The organism is Rhizobium bangladeshense, from assembly GCF_001662075.1.
In the GTDB taxonomy this organism is placed as follows: domain Bacteria; phylum Pseudomonadota; class Alphaproteobacteria; order Rhizobiales; family Rhizobiaceae; genus Rhizobium; species Rhizobium bangladeshense_B.
On the sequence record NZ_LYPL01000007.1, the window covers coordinates 54,143 to 68,912 of the forward strand.

Consider the following 14,770-nt stretch of genomic DNA (forward strand, 5'->3'; position numbering starts at 1 on the left):
TCGCGGCAAGCGGCTGTTTGCTTTGTGACGATCAAGATTACATATGGATCGGCTTGAAGAAGGTCGCGAGCGCAGCTTCCTTGACCGCTTCCGACATCGTCGGATGCGCGTGGCAGCTGCGGCCGAGATCTTCTGACGAACCGCCGAACTCCATCAGCACGGCGATCTCGTGAATCATCTCGCCGGCGCCGAAGCCGACGATATGGCCGCCCAGCACGCGGTCGGTGTCCTTGTCGGCGAGGATCTTGACGAAGCCGTCAGTCGCCAGCATCGCGCGGGCGCGGCCGTTCGCCGTGAACGGGAACTTGCCGACCTTGTAGGCGATACCCGCCGCCTTCAGCTCTTCCTCGGTCTTGCCGACCGAAGCGATCTCAGGCTGCGTGTAGACGACGCTCGGAATGACATCGTAGTTCACATGGCCATGCTGCCCGGCGAGGATTTCGGCAAGCGCCACACCCTCGTCTTCCGCCTTGTGCGCCAGCATCGGCCCCTTGACCACATCGCCGATCGCATAGATGCCGGCGACATTGGTCTTGAAATGACCATCGATCTCGACACGGCCGCGATTGTCGAGCGCAACGCCTGCCTCTTCGAGGCCGAGTCCTGCCGTATAAGGCTTGCGGCCCGTCGCAATCAGCACGACCTCGGCGTCGAGCGTCACCTTATCGCCGCCCTTGACCGGCTCGAAGGTGACCTTGGCGCCCGTATCGCCCTTTTCGACGCCGGTAACCTTAGCGCCGAGATGGAAATCGATACCCTGCTTGGCAAGCATGCGCTGGAACTGTTTGGAGACCTCGCCGTCCATGCCGCCGAGGATGGTGTCGAGATATTCGACGACTGTGACCTTGGCGCCAAGGCGCGACCAGACCGAGCCCAACTCAAGGCCGATGACGCCGCCGCCGACGACGATCAGCGTTTCCGGGACCTTTTCCAGCGCGATGCCGCCGGTGGAGGAAATGATGGTCTTCTCGTCGATCTCGACCTGCACGCCGGGAATGCCGGCGACATCCGAGCCGGTGGCGATGACGATGTTCTTGCCTTCGATCTCCTGCATCTGGCCGTCGTCGGCGGTGACGGCAACCTTGCCGGCGGAGAGGATCTTGCCGGTGCCACTGAAGGCATCGATCTTGTTCTTCTTGAAGAGGAAGGCGACGCCGTCGACATTCGACTTCACCGTCGCATCCTTGTGCGCCATCATATTGGCGAGGTTGAGCGTCGGCGCCGGAATGTCGATGCCGAGCGCGCTCATGCCGTGACCGGCCTGATGGAACATTTCGGAGGCATGCAGCAAAGCCTTCGACGGGATGCAGCCGACGTTCAGGCAGGTGCCGCCATAGGTCGCGCGCCTTTCGACGACGGCGACCTTGAGGCCGAGTTGGGCGGCCTTGACGGCACAGACATAGCCGCCCGGGCCGGTTCCGATAACGATCACATCGTAAGACATTGCTTCTTTCCCTTTGGATTTTTCAATTAGTCGGCTGCGCGCGACAGCGCGAGGCGGAAGCCGAAGCCGACGGGTGCCGCTCCGGTGATGCGGTTGAACCATTTGCCGCTGGCGGTGAAGCGGTCACGGATCGTCTTGACCGTGAAGAAACAGGAAACGCCGGCAAACCAGGCGACCAACGCCGTCGCCATGCCGAGCCCGGTCATGATGGCGGCGCGGCGCCCATGCACGATGCTCTGGCGCAGGATGATAGCGAAATCGCCGCCCGGCACGACGATGAAGATCGAGAAGACGGCCATCAGGCCAAGGAATTCGACGATGCAGCTCATGTTGATTTCGCCCTGTCCTTCTAACGGCCGCCGCTCACATTGAGGATCGATCCGGTGACATAGGACGCCGAGGGTGAAAGCAGATAGAGGATTGCATCGGCCACCTCCCCCGGCATGCCGGCGCGCTGCATCGGGACCGACGGCGCCATTTCACGCGCCCGGTCCGGCAGCCCGCCGGAAGCATGGAGATCGGTTTCGATGATGCCGGGCCTGACGGCATTGACGCGAATCCCTTCCGCCGCGACCTCGCGCGCAAGCCCGATGGTGAAGGTGTCGATCGCCGCTTTCGAGGCCGCATAATCGACGTACTGCGTCGCCGAACCGAGGACCGCCGCCATCGAGGAGACGTTGACGATGGCCCCGCCCTGCCCACTATATCGGCGCGACATACGGCGCACGGCCTCGGCGGCGCAGAGCATCGAGCCGGTCACATTGACGCGCAGCATGCGCTCGATACGCTCGACCGACATCTCGTCGACCCGCTGCGGATAGTCGACGATGCCGGCATTGTTGACCAGTCCGTCGAGCCGTCCGAACTGACGATCAACCGCCGAAAACATCGCGGTGATATCGGCAGCATTGCCGACATCACCCGGGATCGCCACCGCTTCGCCACCGCTTTCGGTGATCGCGGCAACGACAGCATCCGCCGCTTCGCGGTTGGCGGCGTAATTCACCCCAACACGCCAGCCCTGACGCGCGGCAAGGCGGCAGACGGCCGCGCCGATGCCCCGGCTTCCGCCGGTCACGAGAACAACAGGTGTATCGCTCATGTCGCACACTCCTTGAATGTCAGCACGTCCCAAGGCGCCACCGAAGCCTTGCCCTCGCCCCAGGCGCTGGATTCGCGAATGGCGGGACCAAGACCGGGGAGCATCAGCTTTTCGGCGGCCGCAGCGCCCTCCGGCTGCAGATTGTCCATCTCGCCCTTGGCATCCATGCCATAGACGGCGCCTTGCCAGACAGTGCAGGCATCGAGATCGGCGCCCGTCACATCGCCCTCAGGACAGTTGAACATCAGGATGCCGATGGCGCGCGCCGGATCCTCCGACGGCATGACATAGCCTTCCATCACCACCGTTGTCTTGAGCGCACTGACCTTGAACTGGTTGCTGGCGGCCGCCGACGCCGAATTCAGCGGCGTGAAGCGCAATTCATAGGCACCGTCGCGATCGATATAGACGGCTTGTTCTTGCTTGCAATCGGCGCCGAAGGCGGTCACGGGAATGCCGAAAACCGCAGCGGCCGCCAATGCCGCCACACCTTTCCGGCCCGCGATGGTCCCGACCCAACCGCTCATTGCAGCTTCGGCTCCCTTCGCCCGTCGGCATTCTCGATCACAGCGAAATCCGTCAGCAGCACCAGCGCGCGACCGTCCCTGTCGAGTCCCCAGAAGACCGGATAGACGCCGTCACCCCAGCCGCTCCAGAACACCGCGACATTGCCTTTCTTGCCGGCGACCGGCCGGTGCAGCGCGTAGACGCCCTTGTTGGCGTCGAGATCCGCAGCCAGCACGTCGTCGTAATAATTGATATCGGAGCCGGGCTTTTGCACCTGCACTTGCGCTTGTCGTTCGTCGATCAGATCAAGCGTCTGCGCATCCATGTAGCAGCCGACGCCGGCGTCGACGGGGTAGCCGAAGAACTCGTCGTTCTTCAGCGTCGCCGGATCTTGTCCGGGCAGGACAGCAAGCTCCCAATGATCCGGCTTACCCTCGGCAAACCGCATGCTGGCGGCGGCGATCCGCCCGAACGCCTGGTAGAGCGTCACCGGATAGTCGCCCGGTGCAACCGTTCGTGCGAGTGCCGGCCGATCGGGCTGGGCGAGGGGATCGGCGGCGACGATGCGTCCCGAGGTCAGTTCGACATTACCCATACGGATCACGCCGATCGACCGTCCGGAAAGCTCGGCGTCACTGAGCGTCACCAGCTCGAAATTGCTGCTGGCCCTGCTAACGTCCCAACCGGCCGCCAATGCAGAAGCCGGGGCATGCACGGCAGCAGCGCAAAGAACAAGGCGCGCCGCTCGCATGATCCGGTTCCGCATGGAAAAGCTCCTTAGAGATCGAGAACCAGGCGCTCCGGATCTTCCAGGCTTTCCTTGACGCGCACGAGGAAGGTGACCGCTTCCTTGCCATCGACGATGCGGTGATCGTAGGAAAGCGCCAGATACATCATCGGACGGATGACCACCTGGCCGCCGATTGCAACCGGCCGCTCCTGGATCTTGTGCATGCCGAGAATGCCGGACTGCGGTGCGTTGAGGATCGGCGAGGACATCAGCGAGCCGTAAACGCCGCCATTGGTGATGGTGAAGGTGCCGCCCTGCATGTCGGCCATGGAGAGCGAGCCGTCACGGGCGGCCTTGGCAAGACGGCCGAGGTCCTTCTCGATCTCGGCGATCGACATCTGGTCGGCGTCGCGGATGACGGGAACGACGAGGCCCTTATCGGTGCCGACGGCCATGCCGACATGGCAGTAGTTCTTGTAGATGACGTCAGTGCCGTCGATCTCGGCATTGACCGCCGGCAGTTCCTTCAGCGCATGCGTCACCGCCTTGGTGAAGAAGCCCATGAAGCCGAGCTTTACGCCGTGCTTCTTCTCGAAAATGTCCTTGTACTTGTTGCGCAGGTCCATGACCGCCTTCATGTCCACCTCGTTATAGGTGGTGAGCATGGCGGCGGTGTTCTGCGCATCCTTGAGACGCTTGGCGATCGTCTGGCGCAGGCGCGTCATCTTCACGCGCTCTTCGCGCGAAGCGTCCTCGACCGTCGACGGGCCGCGCGCCGCGGCGGGCGCTGCCGCCGGGGCGGCGGGAGCGGAAATGCCCTTGGCGACGGCGGCAATGACATCACCCTTCAGCACCTGGCCGCGCTTGCCGCTGCCGTCGATCTGGTCGGCGGAGAGATTGCTTTCGGCCAGCATCTTGGCAGCCGCCGGGGCCGGCGGCATGGTGGAGACGGAAGCGCTCGACGACGCTGCAGCCGCAGCGGCGACCGGTGCCGGCTGAGCAGGAGCGGCCGGCGCTGGCTGGGCAGGAGCGGCGGCCGGTGCGGCAGCAGCCGGCGCGGCGGCAGCGACGGCACCTTCGGCGATCTGGCCGAGCAGCGCGCCGAGGCCGACGGTTTCGCCGGCGGCAGCGACGATTTCCGAAAGCGTGCCGGAGACGGGTGCCGGAACTTCGATGGTCACCTTGTCGGTTTCAAGCTCGAGAATCGGCTCGTCGGCCTTGATGGCGTCGCCGACCTTCTTGAACCAGGTGCCGACGGTTGCCTCGCTGACGGATTCACCGAGAGTTGGAACGCGGATTTCTGTGGCCATTGTTCAGATCCTGATTTCGTGTGTGTTCGTTTTTAAGCGTTTCAGACGGCGGGCGGCCGCAAGATGATCGAGGGCATCGGCAGGATATCGAAACGGAAACCGAAACCGGAGGTGATGATCGGGTCGCCGTCGGCAAGAGCCTGCGCCGCCGTCCGATCCTCGACTTCGACGACCGCCATGCCGAAGGCGCCTTCGCCCTCGAACACGGGACCGACGGCAATTGCCGATCCCGCAAAGGCCTGACGATGCCAGTATTCGACATGACGCTTCATCGCCGCCATTTCCTCCGCCGTCCCGTCATGCGGGAAAGTGGGGCGCGGCGGCAGCAGTCTCAGAAAGAAGTAAGCCATCGCGCCCCCCTTGATTTAACCGCCCAAGGCATCCTCGAGGAATGCGGCGAGCTGTGACAGATGCTTCGACATCAGGCCGGTCGCCGGCGAAGCGGCGGCCGGACGGCCGGTATAGCGGACGCGCTGGTACTTCGCATCGATATGGGCAAGCACCCATTCGAGGAAGGGGTCGATGAACGACCATGCGCCCATATTTTTCGGTTCTTCCTGGCACCACACCATTTCGGCGTTGCGGAAGCGCGACAGCTCGTTGATGAGCGCCTTTGCCGGGAACGGATAAAGCTGTTCGACGCGCAGCAGGTAGATGTCGTCGATACCGCGCTTTTCACGCTCTTCGAGAAGATCGTAATAGACCTTGCCGGAGCACATGACGACGCGGCGGATCTTGTTGTCCTTCTGCAGCTTGATCGGGCCGTCCTTGATCACTTCCGCATCGTCCCAGAGCAGGCGATGGAAAGCCGATTCGCCGGCCAGTTCGGCCAGCGTCGAAACCGCACGCTTGTGGCGCAGCAGCGACTTCGGCGTCATCAGGATCAGCGGCTTGCGGAAGTCGCGCTTCAGCTGCCGGCGCAGGATGTGGAAGTAGTTCGCCGGCGTCGTGACATTGGCGACCTGCATATTGTCTTCCGCGCAGAGCTGCAGGAAGCGCTCCAGGCGGGCCGAGGAGTGCTCCGGACCCTGGCCCTCATAGCCGTGCGGCAACAGGCAGACGAGGCCCGACATGCGCAGCCACTTGCGTTCGCCGGACGAGATGAACTGGTCGAAGACCACCTGCGCGCCGTTGGCGAAATCGCCGAACTGCGCTTCCCAGAGCGTCAACGCATTCGGACGTGCAAGCGAATAGCCGTACTCGAAACCGAGCACCGCCTCTTCCGAAAGCATCGAGTTGATGACTTCGTAGCGCGCCTGCGTCGGCGAAAGATTGGCGAGCGGAATGTAACGTTCCTCGGTCTCCTGATCGTAGAGAACCGAGTGGCGCTGCGAGAAGGTGCCGCGCTCGCAATCCTGGCCGGACAGGCGGATCTTGTGGCCTTCGAGGCAGAGCGCGCCGAAGGAGAGCGCTTCTGCCATCGCCCAGTCGATGCCCTCGCCGGTGGCGATCATGTTGGCCCGGTTTTCCATGAAGCGCTGGATTGTGCGGTGTGCGTTGAAGCCTGCCGGGATCTCCGAGAGCTTGCGGCCGATCTCCTTCAGCGTCTTCATCGGCACTGCGGTTTTGCCGCGACGCTGCTCGTCGGCATTGTCGGCGGTGCGCAGGCCCGACCACTCGCCGTCCAGCCAGTCGGCCTTGTTCGGCTTGTAGCTCTGGCCGGCCTCGAACTCCTGCTCGAGATGCGCGCGCCAGTCGGCCTTCATCTTTTCGACTTCGCCATCCGTGAGCAGGCCTTCGCGAACCAGGCGCTCTGCATAAAGCTGCAGCACCGTCTTGTGGCCACGGATGACCTTGTACATCTTCGGCTGGGTGAAGGACGGCTCATCGCCCTCATTGTGGCCGTAGCGGCGATAGCAGAACATGTCGACCACAACCGGCTTGTGGAACTTCATGCGGAATTCGGTCGCAATCTTGGCGGCGTAGACCACGGCTTCCGGGTCGTCGCCATTAACGTGCAGGATCGGCGCCTCGATCATCTTGGCGACGTCCGACGGATAGGGCGAGGAACGCGAAAAGGCCGGGTTCGTGGTGAAGCCGATCTGGTTGTTGATGATGACGTGCATGGTCCCGGCGACGCGGTGGCCGCGCAGACCCGACAGACCGAGAATTTCGGCAATGACGCCCTGGCCGGCGAACGCCGCGTCGCCGTGGATCAGCAGCGGCAGCACCTTGGAGCGTTCGGACAGCGGAATGATATCGCCTTCCCATACCGTCGCGCTCATGTCCTGCTTCGCGCGAGCCTTGCCCATGACGACAGGGTCGACGATTTCGAGATGCGACGGATTTGCCGTCAGCGAGACGTGCACCTTGTTGCCGTCGAATTCGCGGTCGGAGGACGCGCCCAGATGGTACTTCACGTCGCCGGAACCTTCGACTTCGTCGGGCGCATAGGAACCGCCCTTGAACTCGTGGAAGATGGCGCGATGCGGCTTGCCCATCACCTGGGAGAGCACGTTCAGACGGCCGCGATGGGCCATGCCGAACACCGCTTCCTTGAGGCCGAGATGGCCGCCGCGCTTCAGGATCTGTTCCAGCGCGGGGATCAGCGATTCGCCGCCATCGAGACCGAAGCGCTTGGTGCCCTTGAACTTGACGTCGAGGAACTGCTCGTAACCTTCGGCTTCGATGAGCTTGGCAAGGATCGCCTTCTTGCCTTCGGCGGAGAAGGCCACGCCCTTGTCGGGACCTTCGATGCGCTCCTGTATCCAGGCTTTCTCCTCCGGATTGGAGATATGCATGAACTCGACGCCGAGCGTCGAGCAGTAGGTGCGCTCGAGGATCTCGATCATCTCGCGGATGGTCGCGTATTCCAGGCCGAGCACATTGTCGATGAAGATCTTGCGGTCGTAATCGGCTGATGTGAAGCCGTAATTTTCCGGCGACAGCTCACGATAGTCGTCGACGGTAGCGGCGATGCCGAGCGGATCGAGCTTGGCGTGCAGATGGCCACGCATGCGATAGGCGCGGATCATCATGATGGCGCGCACCGAATCGCGGGTCGCCTGCAGCACGTCGGTGGTATCGGCGGGCTTGCCGGCGGCTTCGGCCTTCGCCTTCACCTTGGTTTCGATCGCCTTCTCGACGATGCCCCAATTGCCGTCGAGCGCCGACACCAGATCGCCGCCGGCGGCCAGCGGCCAGTTCTTCTTGCGCCAGGAAGCTCCCTTGGCCGCCTTCTTCACATCGGCAGGATCGTCTTCCAGTGCCTTGAAGAAGGCACGCCACTGGTCGTCGACCGATGCCGGATCCTCTTCGTAGCGCGCATAGAGCTGCTCGATATAGGCCGCGTTGGCGCCATCCAGAAACGAGGTGATCTGAAACTGCTCGTTGGCTTCTTGCCGTGCCATGGTGATATGCGGACGCTTCCGTCCGCCTCCTGACTTTGATGAATTTGCCGGCTTCGTCACCGGCTGCCGCATTCCGATTGCCGCCTATCCGCGGCGCATCTGCTGGTCTCGTACAGTCACACCGGGCGGAAACGCAGATGCCGTTCTTCCGCCCGGTCTATATGGCTGGCTTAGCCCTTGAGGACTTCAACCAAGGTCTTGCCCAGACGGGCCGGAGACGGCGAGACGCGAATGCCTGCCGATTCCATCGCCGCGATCTTCGATTCCGCATCGCCCTTGCCGCCGGATACCACGGCGCCGGCATGGCCCATGGTGCGGCCCTTCGGCGCCGTGCGGCCGGCGATGAAGCCGGCCATCGGCTTCTTGCGGCCCTTCTTGGCTTCGTCCTTGAGGAACTGCGCAGCGTCTTCTTCTGCCGAGCCGCCGATCTCACCGATCATGATGATCGACTGCGTGGCTTCGTCGGCCAGGAACATTTCCAAGACGTCGATGAACTCTGTGCCCTTGACCGGGTCGCCGCCGATGCCGACAGCCGTCGTCTGGCCAAGGCCTTCGTTGGAGGTCTGGAAGACGGCTTCATAGGTCAGCGTGCCCGAGCGAGAGACGATGCCGACCGAACCCTTGCGGAAGATCGAACCCGGCATGATGCCGATCTTGCATTCTTCCGGCGTCAGAATACCCGGGCAGTTGGGGCCGAGCAGGCGCGACTTGGAGCGGTCGAGGCGCGCTTTGACGCGCACCATGTCCATGACCGGGATGCCTTCGGTGATGCAGGTGATGAACGGGATTTCGGCGTCGATCGCCTCGATGATGGCGTCGGCCGCACCAGCCGGCGGAACGTAGATAACGGTCGCGTCTGCGCCGGTCTTTTCCTTGCCTTCGGCAACGGTTGCGAAGATCGGCAGGTTTTCACCCTTCGATCCGGTCCAGGTTTCGCCGCCCTTCTTCGGGTGGATGCCGCCGACCATCTGCGTGCCGTAATAGGCAAGCGCCTGTTCGGTGTGGAAGGTTCCGGTCTTGCCGGTCAGACCCTGAACGAGGATCTTGGTGTCTTTATTGACGAGAATAGACATTCTTTCCGATCCTTCAAATTAGCCGTTGATCGCCGCGACGATCTTCTTGGCCGCATCGTCCAAGTCGTCAGCCGCCGTGATCGCGAGACCCGACTCGTTCAGGATCTTCTTGCCGAGCTCGACATTGGTGCCTTCAAGGCGCACGACGAGCGGGACCTTGAGGCCGACTTCCTTAACCGCGGCAATGACGCCCTCGGCGATGACATCGCACTTCATGATGCCGCCGAAGATGTTGACGAGAATGCCTTCGACCTTGGGGTCGGCAGTGATGATCTTGAAGGCCGCCGCAACCTTCTCCTTGCCGGCGCCGCCGCCGACGTCGCAGAAGTTGGCCGGCTCCTTGCCGTAGAGCTTGATGATGTCCATCGTCGCCATGGCAAGGCCTGCGCCGTTGACCATGCAGCCGATATTGCCGTCGAGCGCGACATAGGCGAGGTCCCACTTGGAGGCCTCGATTTCCTTGGCGTCTTCCTCGGTCTCGTCGCGCAGCGTCCTGACGTCGTCGTGGCGGAAGAGCGCGTTGCCGTCGAACGACATCTTAGCGTCGAGAACGCGCAGATGGCCGTCCTTCATGACGATCAGTGGATTGACCTCGAGCAGCGCCATGTCCTTCTCGTTGAAGGCCTTGTAGAGCGCCGGGAAGAGCGACTTGGCGTCTTCTGCAGCGGCACCCTCGAGCTTGAGGGCGGAGGAGATCCTGGCGACGTCGGCAGCCGTCACGCCGGCTTCCGGATCGATGGCGATCGTCTGGATCTTTTCGGGCGTGTCATGGGCGACAGCTTCGATGTCCATGCCGCCTTCGGTGGAAACGACGAAGGCCACGCGGCCGACCGAGCGGTCGACCAGCAGCGAGCAATAAAGCTCGCGAGCAATGTCGGCGCCGTCCTCGATATAGAGGCGGTTGACCTGCTTGCCGGCTTCGCCGGTCTGCGCCGTCACCAGCGTATTGCCGAGCATTTCCTTGGCGTGGGCGACCACTTCGTCGATCGACTTGGCGAGACGCACGCCGCCTTTGGCTTCCGGCGACAGTTCCTTGAACTTGCCCTTGCCGCGGCCGCCGGCATGGATCTGGCTCTTGACCACATAGAGCGGGCCGGGAAGCGACTTGGCGGCAGCCTCGGCCTCTTCGACCTTGAGGACGGCCACACCCTCGGCAACCGGTGCGCCGTAGCCCTTCAGCAGAGCCTTGGCCTGATATTCATGAATGTTCATGGGTTTATCCCTGTTTCGATGACTTCGGCGCCGATTACTTGAGGGCAGGCGCGATGTTGATGCAGGCTTCGCAAAGACCGGCGACGGCGCCGACGGACTTGTCGAAGGCTTCCTTCTCGGTCTTGTTGAGGTCGATCTCGATGACGCGCTCGACGCCGCCGGCGCCGATGACGGTGGGAACGCCGACATACATGTCCTTGACGCCGTACTGGCCGGTGAGATGGGCCGCGCAGGGCAGAACACGCTTCTTGTCCTTGAGGTAGGATTCGGCCATCTCGATCGCCGAGGCGGCCGGCGCGTAATAGGCCGAACCGGTCTTCAGCAGGCCGACGATTTCGGCGCCGCCGTCCCGGGTGCGCTGGATGATCTCTTCCAGGCGCTCCTTGGTGACCCAGCCCATGGTGACGAGATCGGTGAGCGGGATGCCGCCGACCGTCGAATAGCGAGCGAGCGGCACCATCGTGTCGCCGTGGCCGCCTAGAACGAAGGCCGTTACGTCCTGGACCGAGACATTGAATTCCTTGGCGAGGAACAGGCGGAAACGCGAGGAGTCGAGAACGCCGGCCATGCCGACGACCTTGTTGGCCGGAAGGCCGGAAAACTTCTGCAGCGCCCAGACCATCGCATCGAGCGGGTTGGTGATGCAGATGACGAAGGCGTTCGGCGCATATTTCTTGATGCCGGCCCCGACTTGCTCCATGACCTTAAGGTTGATGCCGAGAAGATCGTCACGGCTCATGCCCGGCTTACGGGGAACGCCGGCGGTGACGATGCAGACGTCAGCGCCTTCGATGGCGGAATAGTCGCTGGCGCCGGTCAGATTGGCGTCGAAGCCTTCGACCGGGGAGGACTGTGCGATATCGAGGCCCTTGCCCTGGGGAATGCCGTCGGCAATGTCGAAGAGGACGATATCGCCCAGTTCCTTCAGGCCGGCGAGATGCGCCAGCGTGCCACCAATCATGCCAGAACCAATGAGTGCGATCTTGTTACGCGCCATTTCGCTGTTTCCTTTGCGATCAAATTCGTCGAACGACGCTGAGGCACCGCTCAATGACGCAATCGCATAGACCCAAAGCCCAAAAATGGCAATCCATTAATTTTGATGTAGCGTTTTCAATCGTTTAGATACAAAAATTCTTACGTAAACGTAAGATAATTTATCACCGGGTTGTTACTCGGCGGCGCGTTTGTCATGGTGCAGCGCAAGATATTCGGCGCTCCGCATTTCGAAGAGACGCGACGCCGTGCGGTCGAATTCGAAGCCTTCGGTGCCCCGGCGGCCGACGAGCAGGTCCTCCGGCATCGCCGCCGCCGAAATGTAAAGCCGTACGGCATGATCGTAGAACGTATCGACCAGAATGATGAAGCGCTTGATCTGGTTCCGTTTTTCTGGTCCGAGCAGGGGAACGTGGTCGACGAAGACGATATCGAAGCGTTTGGCGATGGCCAGGAAGTCGGCAGCACCGAGCGGCTTCTCGCAAAGATCGGCGAAAGAGAACCGCGCCATGCGGTCGGCGGCGAGCGGCACATGGACGGCGCGCCCCTTCATCGGAATATCGAGTGGCTGCGCCTTGCGCCCATGCAGCGCCTGCGTCCAGGACGCCTCCATCGCCATGTCGTTATGTTCGTTGATCGGCACCAGATAGACCGGCTGGCTGTTCAGCTTCTCCATCCGGTAATCGGTCGGCGAATCCAGGGTGACGACATCGACATGCTCCCTGAGCAGCGCGACGAAGGGCAGGAACAGGCCGCGGTTGAGACCGTCCTTGTAGAGATTGTCCGGCTCGACATTCGACGTCGCGACCAGCACGCATCCCCGCGCGAAGAGTTCGGAGAACAGCCGCGACAGGATCATCGCGTCGGCAATGTCGGTGACCGTGAATTCATCGAAGCAGAGCAGTTCTGCTTCCTCGTAAAGGGCTGCGGCGACCGGCGGCATCGGATCGGCCTGCTTCGTCTCGCCGTTCTTGAGCTTCAGCCGGTGCGCCGCGATACGGTTGTGCACATCCGCCATGAATTCATGGAAATGCGCCCGCCGCTTCTTCCGGCACGGCGCCATCGAGAAGAACATATCCATCAGCATGGTTTTGCCGCGTCCGACGCTGCCGTGGATATAAAGCCCCTTGATATCGCCTAAGGCTTTCTTCTTCGAGGCGAACAGCCAGCCGAGCGCGCTCGATTTCGCCGCCGGCCGCTGCTGCTTCAGCCCGGCGAGCACCCGATCCAGGCTTTTGGCCACATCCATCTGGGCGGAATCGACCTGCAAAGCACCGGAAAGCGTCAGCGATTTAAGCTGTTCGCAGACGCTGAGCGCATAATCTGGCATTGGCTGCATAAGGGCATGTCCGCCTGTCGGTCATCGGCGGGGCGCCGCCGGATCGTTTACCGGGCCGGTTTGATTACCGCGCCGGTTAATTACCGGCTGAGGCTGATCGGCTGACCGGTATTCGTCTGGCCCTGGAAGCGGTTGTCGGCCGTCTTGTAGACGCTGCCGATCTGGTTGCCCGAACGGTCCTTGAGCAGCACCTGCTTGCCTGCGACTTCCCAGGAGCCCATCGCCGTCAACTCGCCGACGCAACCGCGCGTGCCGCCGCGCGACCCGCTGCCGAGATTGGTCAGCGTCAGGAACATGTCGCAGCTGCCGTTGACGCGCCAGTTTCCGACCATCGATTCCTTCGTGACGTCGAGCGCATTCGCGGCGACCGCGCCCGGCTGGGCACCTGGCATCGGCGATGTCGACGCCGGCGCGGCCGGGAACTGCGAGCTGCCGGTCGGCGGCGGAAGCTGTCCGCCCTGCACGGAGGGAACTGGCTGCGCCGTCAGCGGCGCCGGAGCGGCGCTGGGAGAGTTGGAGCTGTAGTCATATGCCGTACGCTGACAACCGGCTAGCGCGAGAACCACCACCAGACCTGTCATCGCATATCGCAACTGCATCATCATACTCCTGAAATTCGGCTGTCGCCGCAGAGAAACGGGCTTGAGACAAGATCCGATTATCGTAATTCGCTTTGGTTAATCAAGTCGCGCGGCATAAATTGCCCGTGACAACAACTAACCGAAAAACGATACAGTTCAACTGTCCCGCTGCAAAACTTCCTGCACATAGAATTTGTCAGCAAGGTGTTGCGCGCGCTGGTGTCTGTCCGGATCCTTGGTCGAACGCTCACAATATCTCGGAACAACGGTCGAGTGCGTTTTCCGGCGATCTAGACGGCTTCTCGATCGAAGCCGTCTATTCCACCATCGGCATGCACGGGATCAGACCCGGCGCTCGACCATCATTTTCTTGATTTCGGCGATAGCCTTGGCCGGATTCAGGCCCTTGGGGCAGGTCTGCGCGCAGTTCATGATCGTGTGGCAGCGATAAAGGCGGAACGGATCCTCGAGATCGTCGAGGCGTTCGCCGGTCGCCTCGTCTCTGGAATCGATCAGCCAGCGATAGGCCTGCAGGAGAACGGCCGGGCCAAGGTAGCGGTCGCCGTTCCACCAGTAGCTCGGACAGGAGGTGGAGCAGCAGGCGCAAAGAATGCACTCGTAAAGACCGTCGAGCTTCTGCCGGTCCTCATGGCTCTGCTTCCATTCCTTGGCCGGCGTCGGCGACACCGTCTTCAGCCAGGGCTCGATCGAACGATGCTGGGCATAGAAGTTGCTGAGATCGGGCACAAGATCCTTGACGACAGGCATGTGCGGCAACGGATAGACCTTCACCGCGCCCTTGATATCGTCGAGACCCTTGGTGCAGGCCAGCGTGTTCGTGCCGTCGATATTCATCGCGCACGAGCCGCAAATGCCTTCGCGACAGGACCGGCGCAGCGTCAGCGTCGGGTCGATCTTGTTCTTGATATAGAGCAGGCCGTCGAGCACCATCGGACCACAGTCGTCGACATCGATGTAAAAGGTGTCGATCGACGGGTTCTGGCCATCATCCGGGCTCCAGCGGTAGACGCGGAACTCACGGGTGTTCGTCGCACCCGCCGGCTTCGGCCAGACCTTGCCTTCGCGCATCTGAGAATTCTTGGGGAGAGCGAGTTCAACCATACCA

General features: G+C 62.2%; 14 protein-coding genes. All 14 read right to left on the bottom strand.

Features of this window, described 5'->3' with window-relative positions; all coding sequences use genetic code 11:
* Positions 1–37: 37 nt before the first annotated feature.
* A complete protein-coding gene (lpdA, locus tag A7X77_RS15625; RefSeq protein WP_064683789.1) occupies positions 38–1,444 on the bottom strand; it encodes a dihydrolipoyl dehydrogenase in 1,407 nt (468 codons plus the stop codon).
* A gap of 26 nt (positions 1,445–1,470) precedes the next feature.
* Positions 1,471–1,773 carry a hypothetical protein gene (locus tag A7X77_RS15630; protein ID WP_064683790.1) on the bottom strand — a complete coding sequence of 101 codons (303 nt, stop codon included), beginning with the start codon at positions 1,771–1,773 and terminating at the stop codon, positions 1,471–1,473.
* A gap of 20 nt (positions 1,774–1,793) precedes the next feature.
* The gene (locus A7X77_RS15635) at positions 1,794–2,546 is read right to left on the bottom strand and encodes an SDR family oxidoreductase (protein WP_064683791.1); all 753 of its coding nucleotides are present in this window, start codon (positions 2,544–2,546) and stop codon (positions 1,794–1,796) included.
* A complete protein-coding gene (locus A7X77_RS15640; RefSeq protein WP_064683792.1) occupies positions 2,543–3,073 on the bottom strand; it encodes a hypothetical protein in 531 nt (176 codons plus the stop codon). Before A7X77_RS15640 ends, A7X77_RS15635 begins: the two co-directional genes overlap by 4 nt.
* Positions 3,070–3,819, bottom strand: coding sequence for a DUF4241 domain-containing protein (locus tag A7X77_RS15645; protein WP_064683793.1), 750 nt, complete (start codon positions 3,817–3,819; stop codon positions 3,070–3,072). Before A7X77_RS15645 ends, A7X77_RS15640 begins: the two co-directional genes overlap by 4 nt.
* A gap of 11 nt (positions 3,820–3,830) precedes the next feature.
* On the bottom strand, positions 3,831–5,093 hold the full coding sequence (odhB, locus tag A7X77_RS15650; RefSeq protein WP_064683794.1) for a 2-oxoglutarate dehydrogenase complex dihydrolipoyllysine-residue succinyltransferase: 1,263 nt from the start codon (positions 5,091–5,093) through the stop codon (positions 3,831–3,833).
* Between the two features lie 41 nt (positions 5,094–5,134).
* Entirely contained in the window at positions 5,135–5,443 is a 309-nt protein-coding gene (locus tag A7X77_RS15655) for a YciI family protein (protein ID WP_064683795.1), read from the bottom strand.
* A 15-nt stretch (positions 5,444–5,458) separates the two neighbouring features.
* Positions 5,459–8,443: a 2-oxoglutarate dehydrogenase E1 component gene (locus A7X77_RS15660; protein WP_064683796.1), complete on the bottom strand. Its 2,985-nt coding sequence runs from the start codon at positions 8,441–8,443 to the stop codon at positions 5,459–5,461.
* A 170-nt stretch (positions 8,444–8,613) separates the two neighbouring features.
* The gene (gene sucD / locus A7X77_RS15665; protein WP_064683797.1) at positions 8,614–9,516 is read right to left on the bottom strand and encodes a succinate--CoA ligase subunit alpha; all 903 of its coding nucleotides are present in this window, start codon (positions 9,514–9,516) and stop codon (positions 8,614–8,616) included.
* Between the two features lie 18 nt (positions 9,517–9,534).
* Positions 9,535–10,728 carry an ADP-forming succinate--CoA ligase subunit beta gene (gene sucC, locus A7X77_RS15670; protein ID WP_064683798.1) on the bottom strand — a complete coding sequence of 398 codons (1,194 nt, stop codon included), beginning with the start codon at positions 10,726–10,728 and terminating at the stop codon, positions 9,535–9,537.
* A gap of 34 nt (positions 10,729–10,762) precedes the next feature.
* Positions 10,763–11,725, bottom strand: coding sequence for a malate dehydrogenase (mdh, locus tag A7X77_RS15675; RefSeq protein WP_010034465.1), 963 nt, complete (start codon positions 11,723–11,725; stop codon positions 10,763–10,765).
* Between the two features lie 174 nt (positions 11,726–11,899).
* On the bottom strand, positions 11,900–13,063 hold the full coding sequence (gene zapE / locus A7X77_RS15680; RefSeq protein WP_064683799.1) for a cell division protein ZapE: 1,164 nt from the start codon (positions 13,061–13,063) through the stop codon (positions 11,900–11,902).
* 80 nt (positions 13,064–13,143) lie between these two features.
* The gene (locus A7X77_RS15685) at positions 13,144–13,662 is read right to left on the bottom strand and encodes a protease inhibitor Inh/omp19 family protein (RefSeq protein ID WP_064683800.1); all 519 of its coding nucleotides are present in this window, start codon (positions 13,660–13,662) and stop codon (positions 13,144–13,146) included.
* A 324-nt stretch (positions 13,663–13,986) separates the two neighbouring features.
* The gene (locus A7X77_RS15690; protein ID WP_038691756.1) at positions 13,987–14,766 is read right to left on the bottom strand and encodes a succinate dehydrogenase iron-sulfur subunit; all 780 of its coding nucleotides are present in this window, start codon (positions 14,764–14,766) and stop codon (positions 13,987–13,989) included.
* Positions 14,767–14,770: the final 4 nt, after the last annotated feature.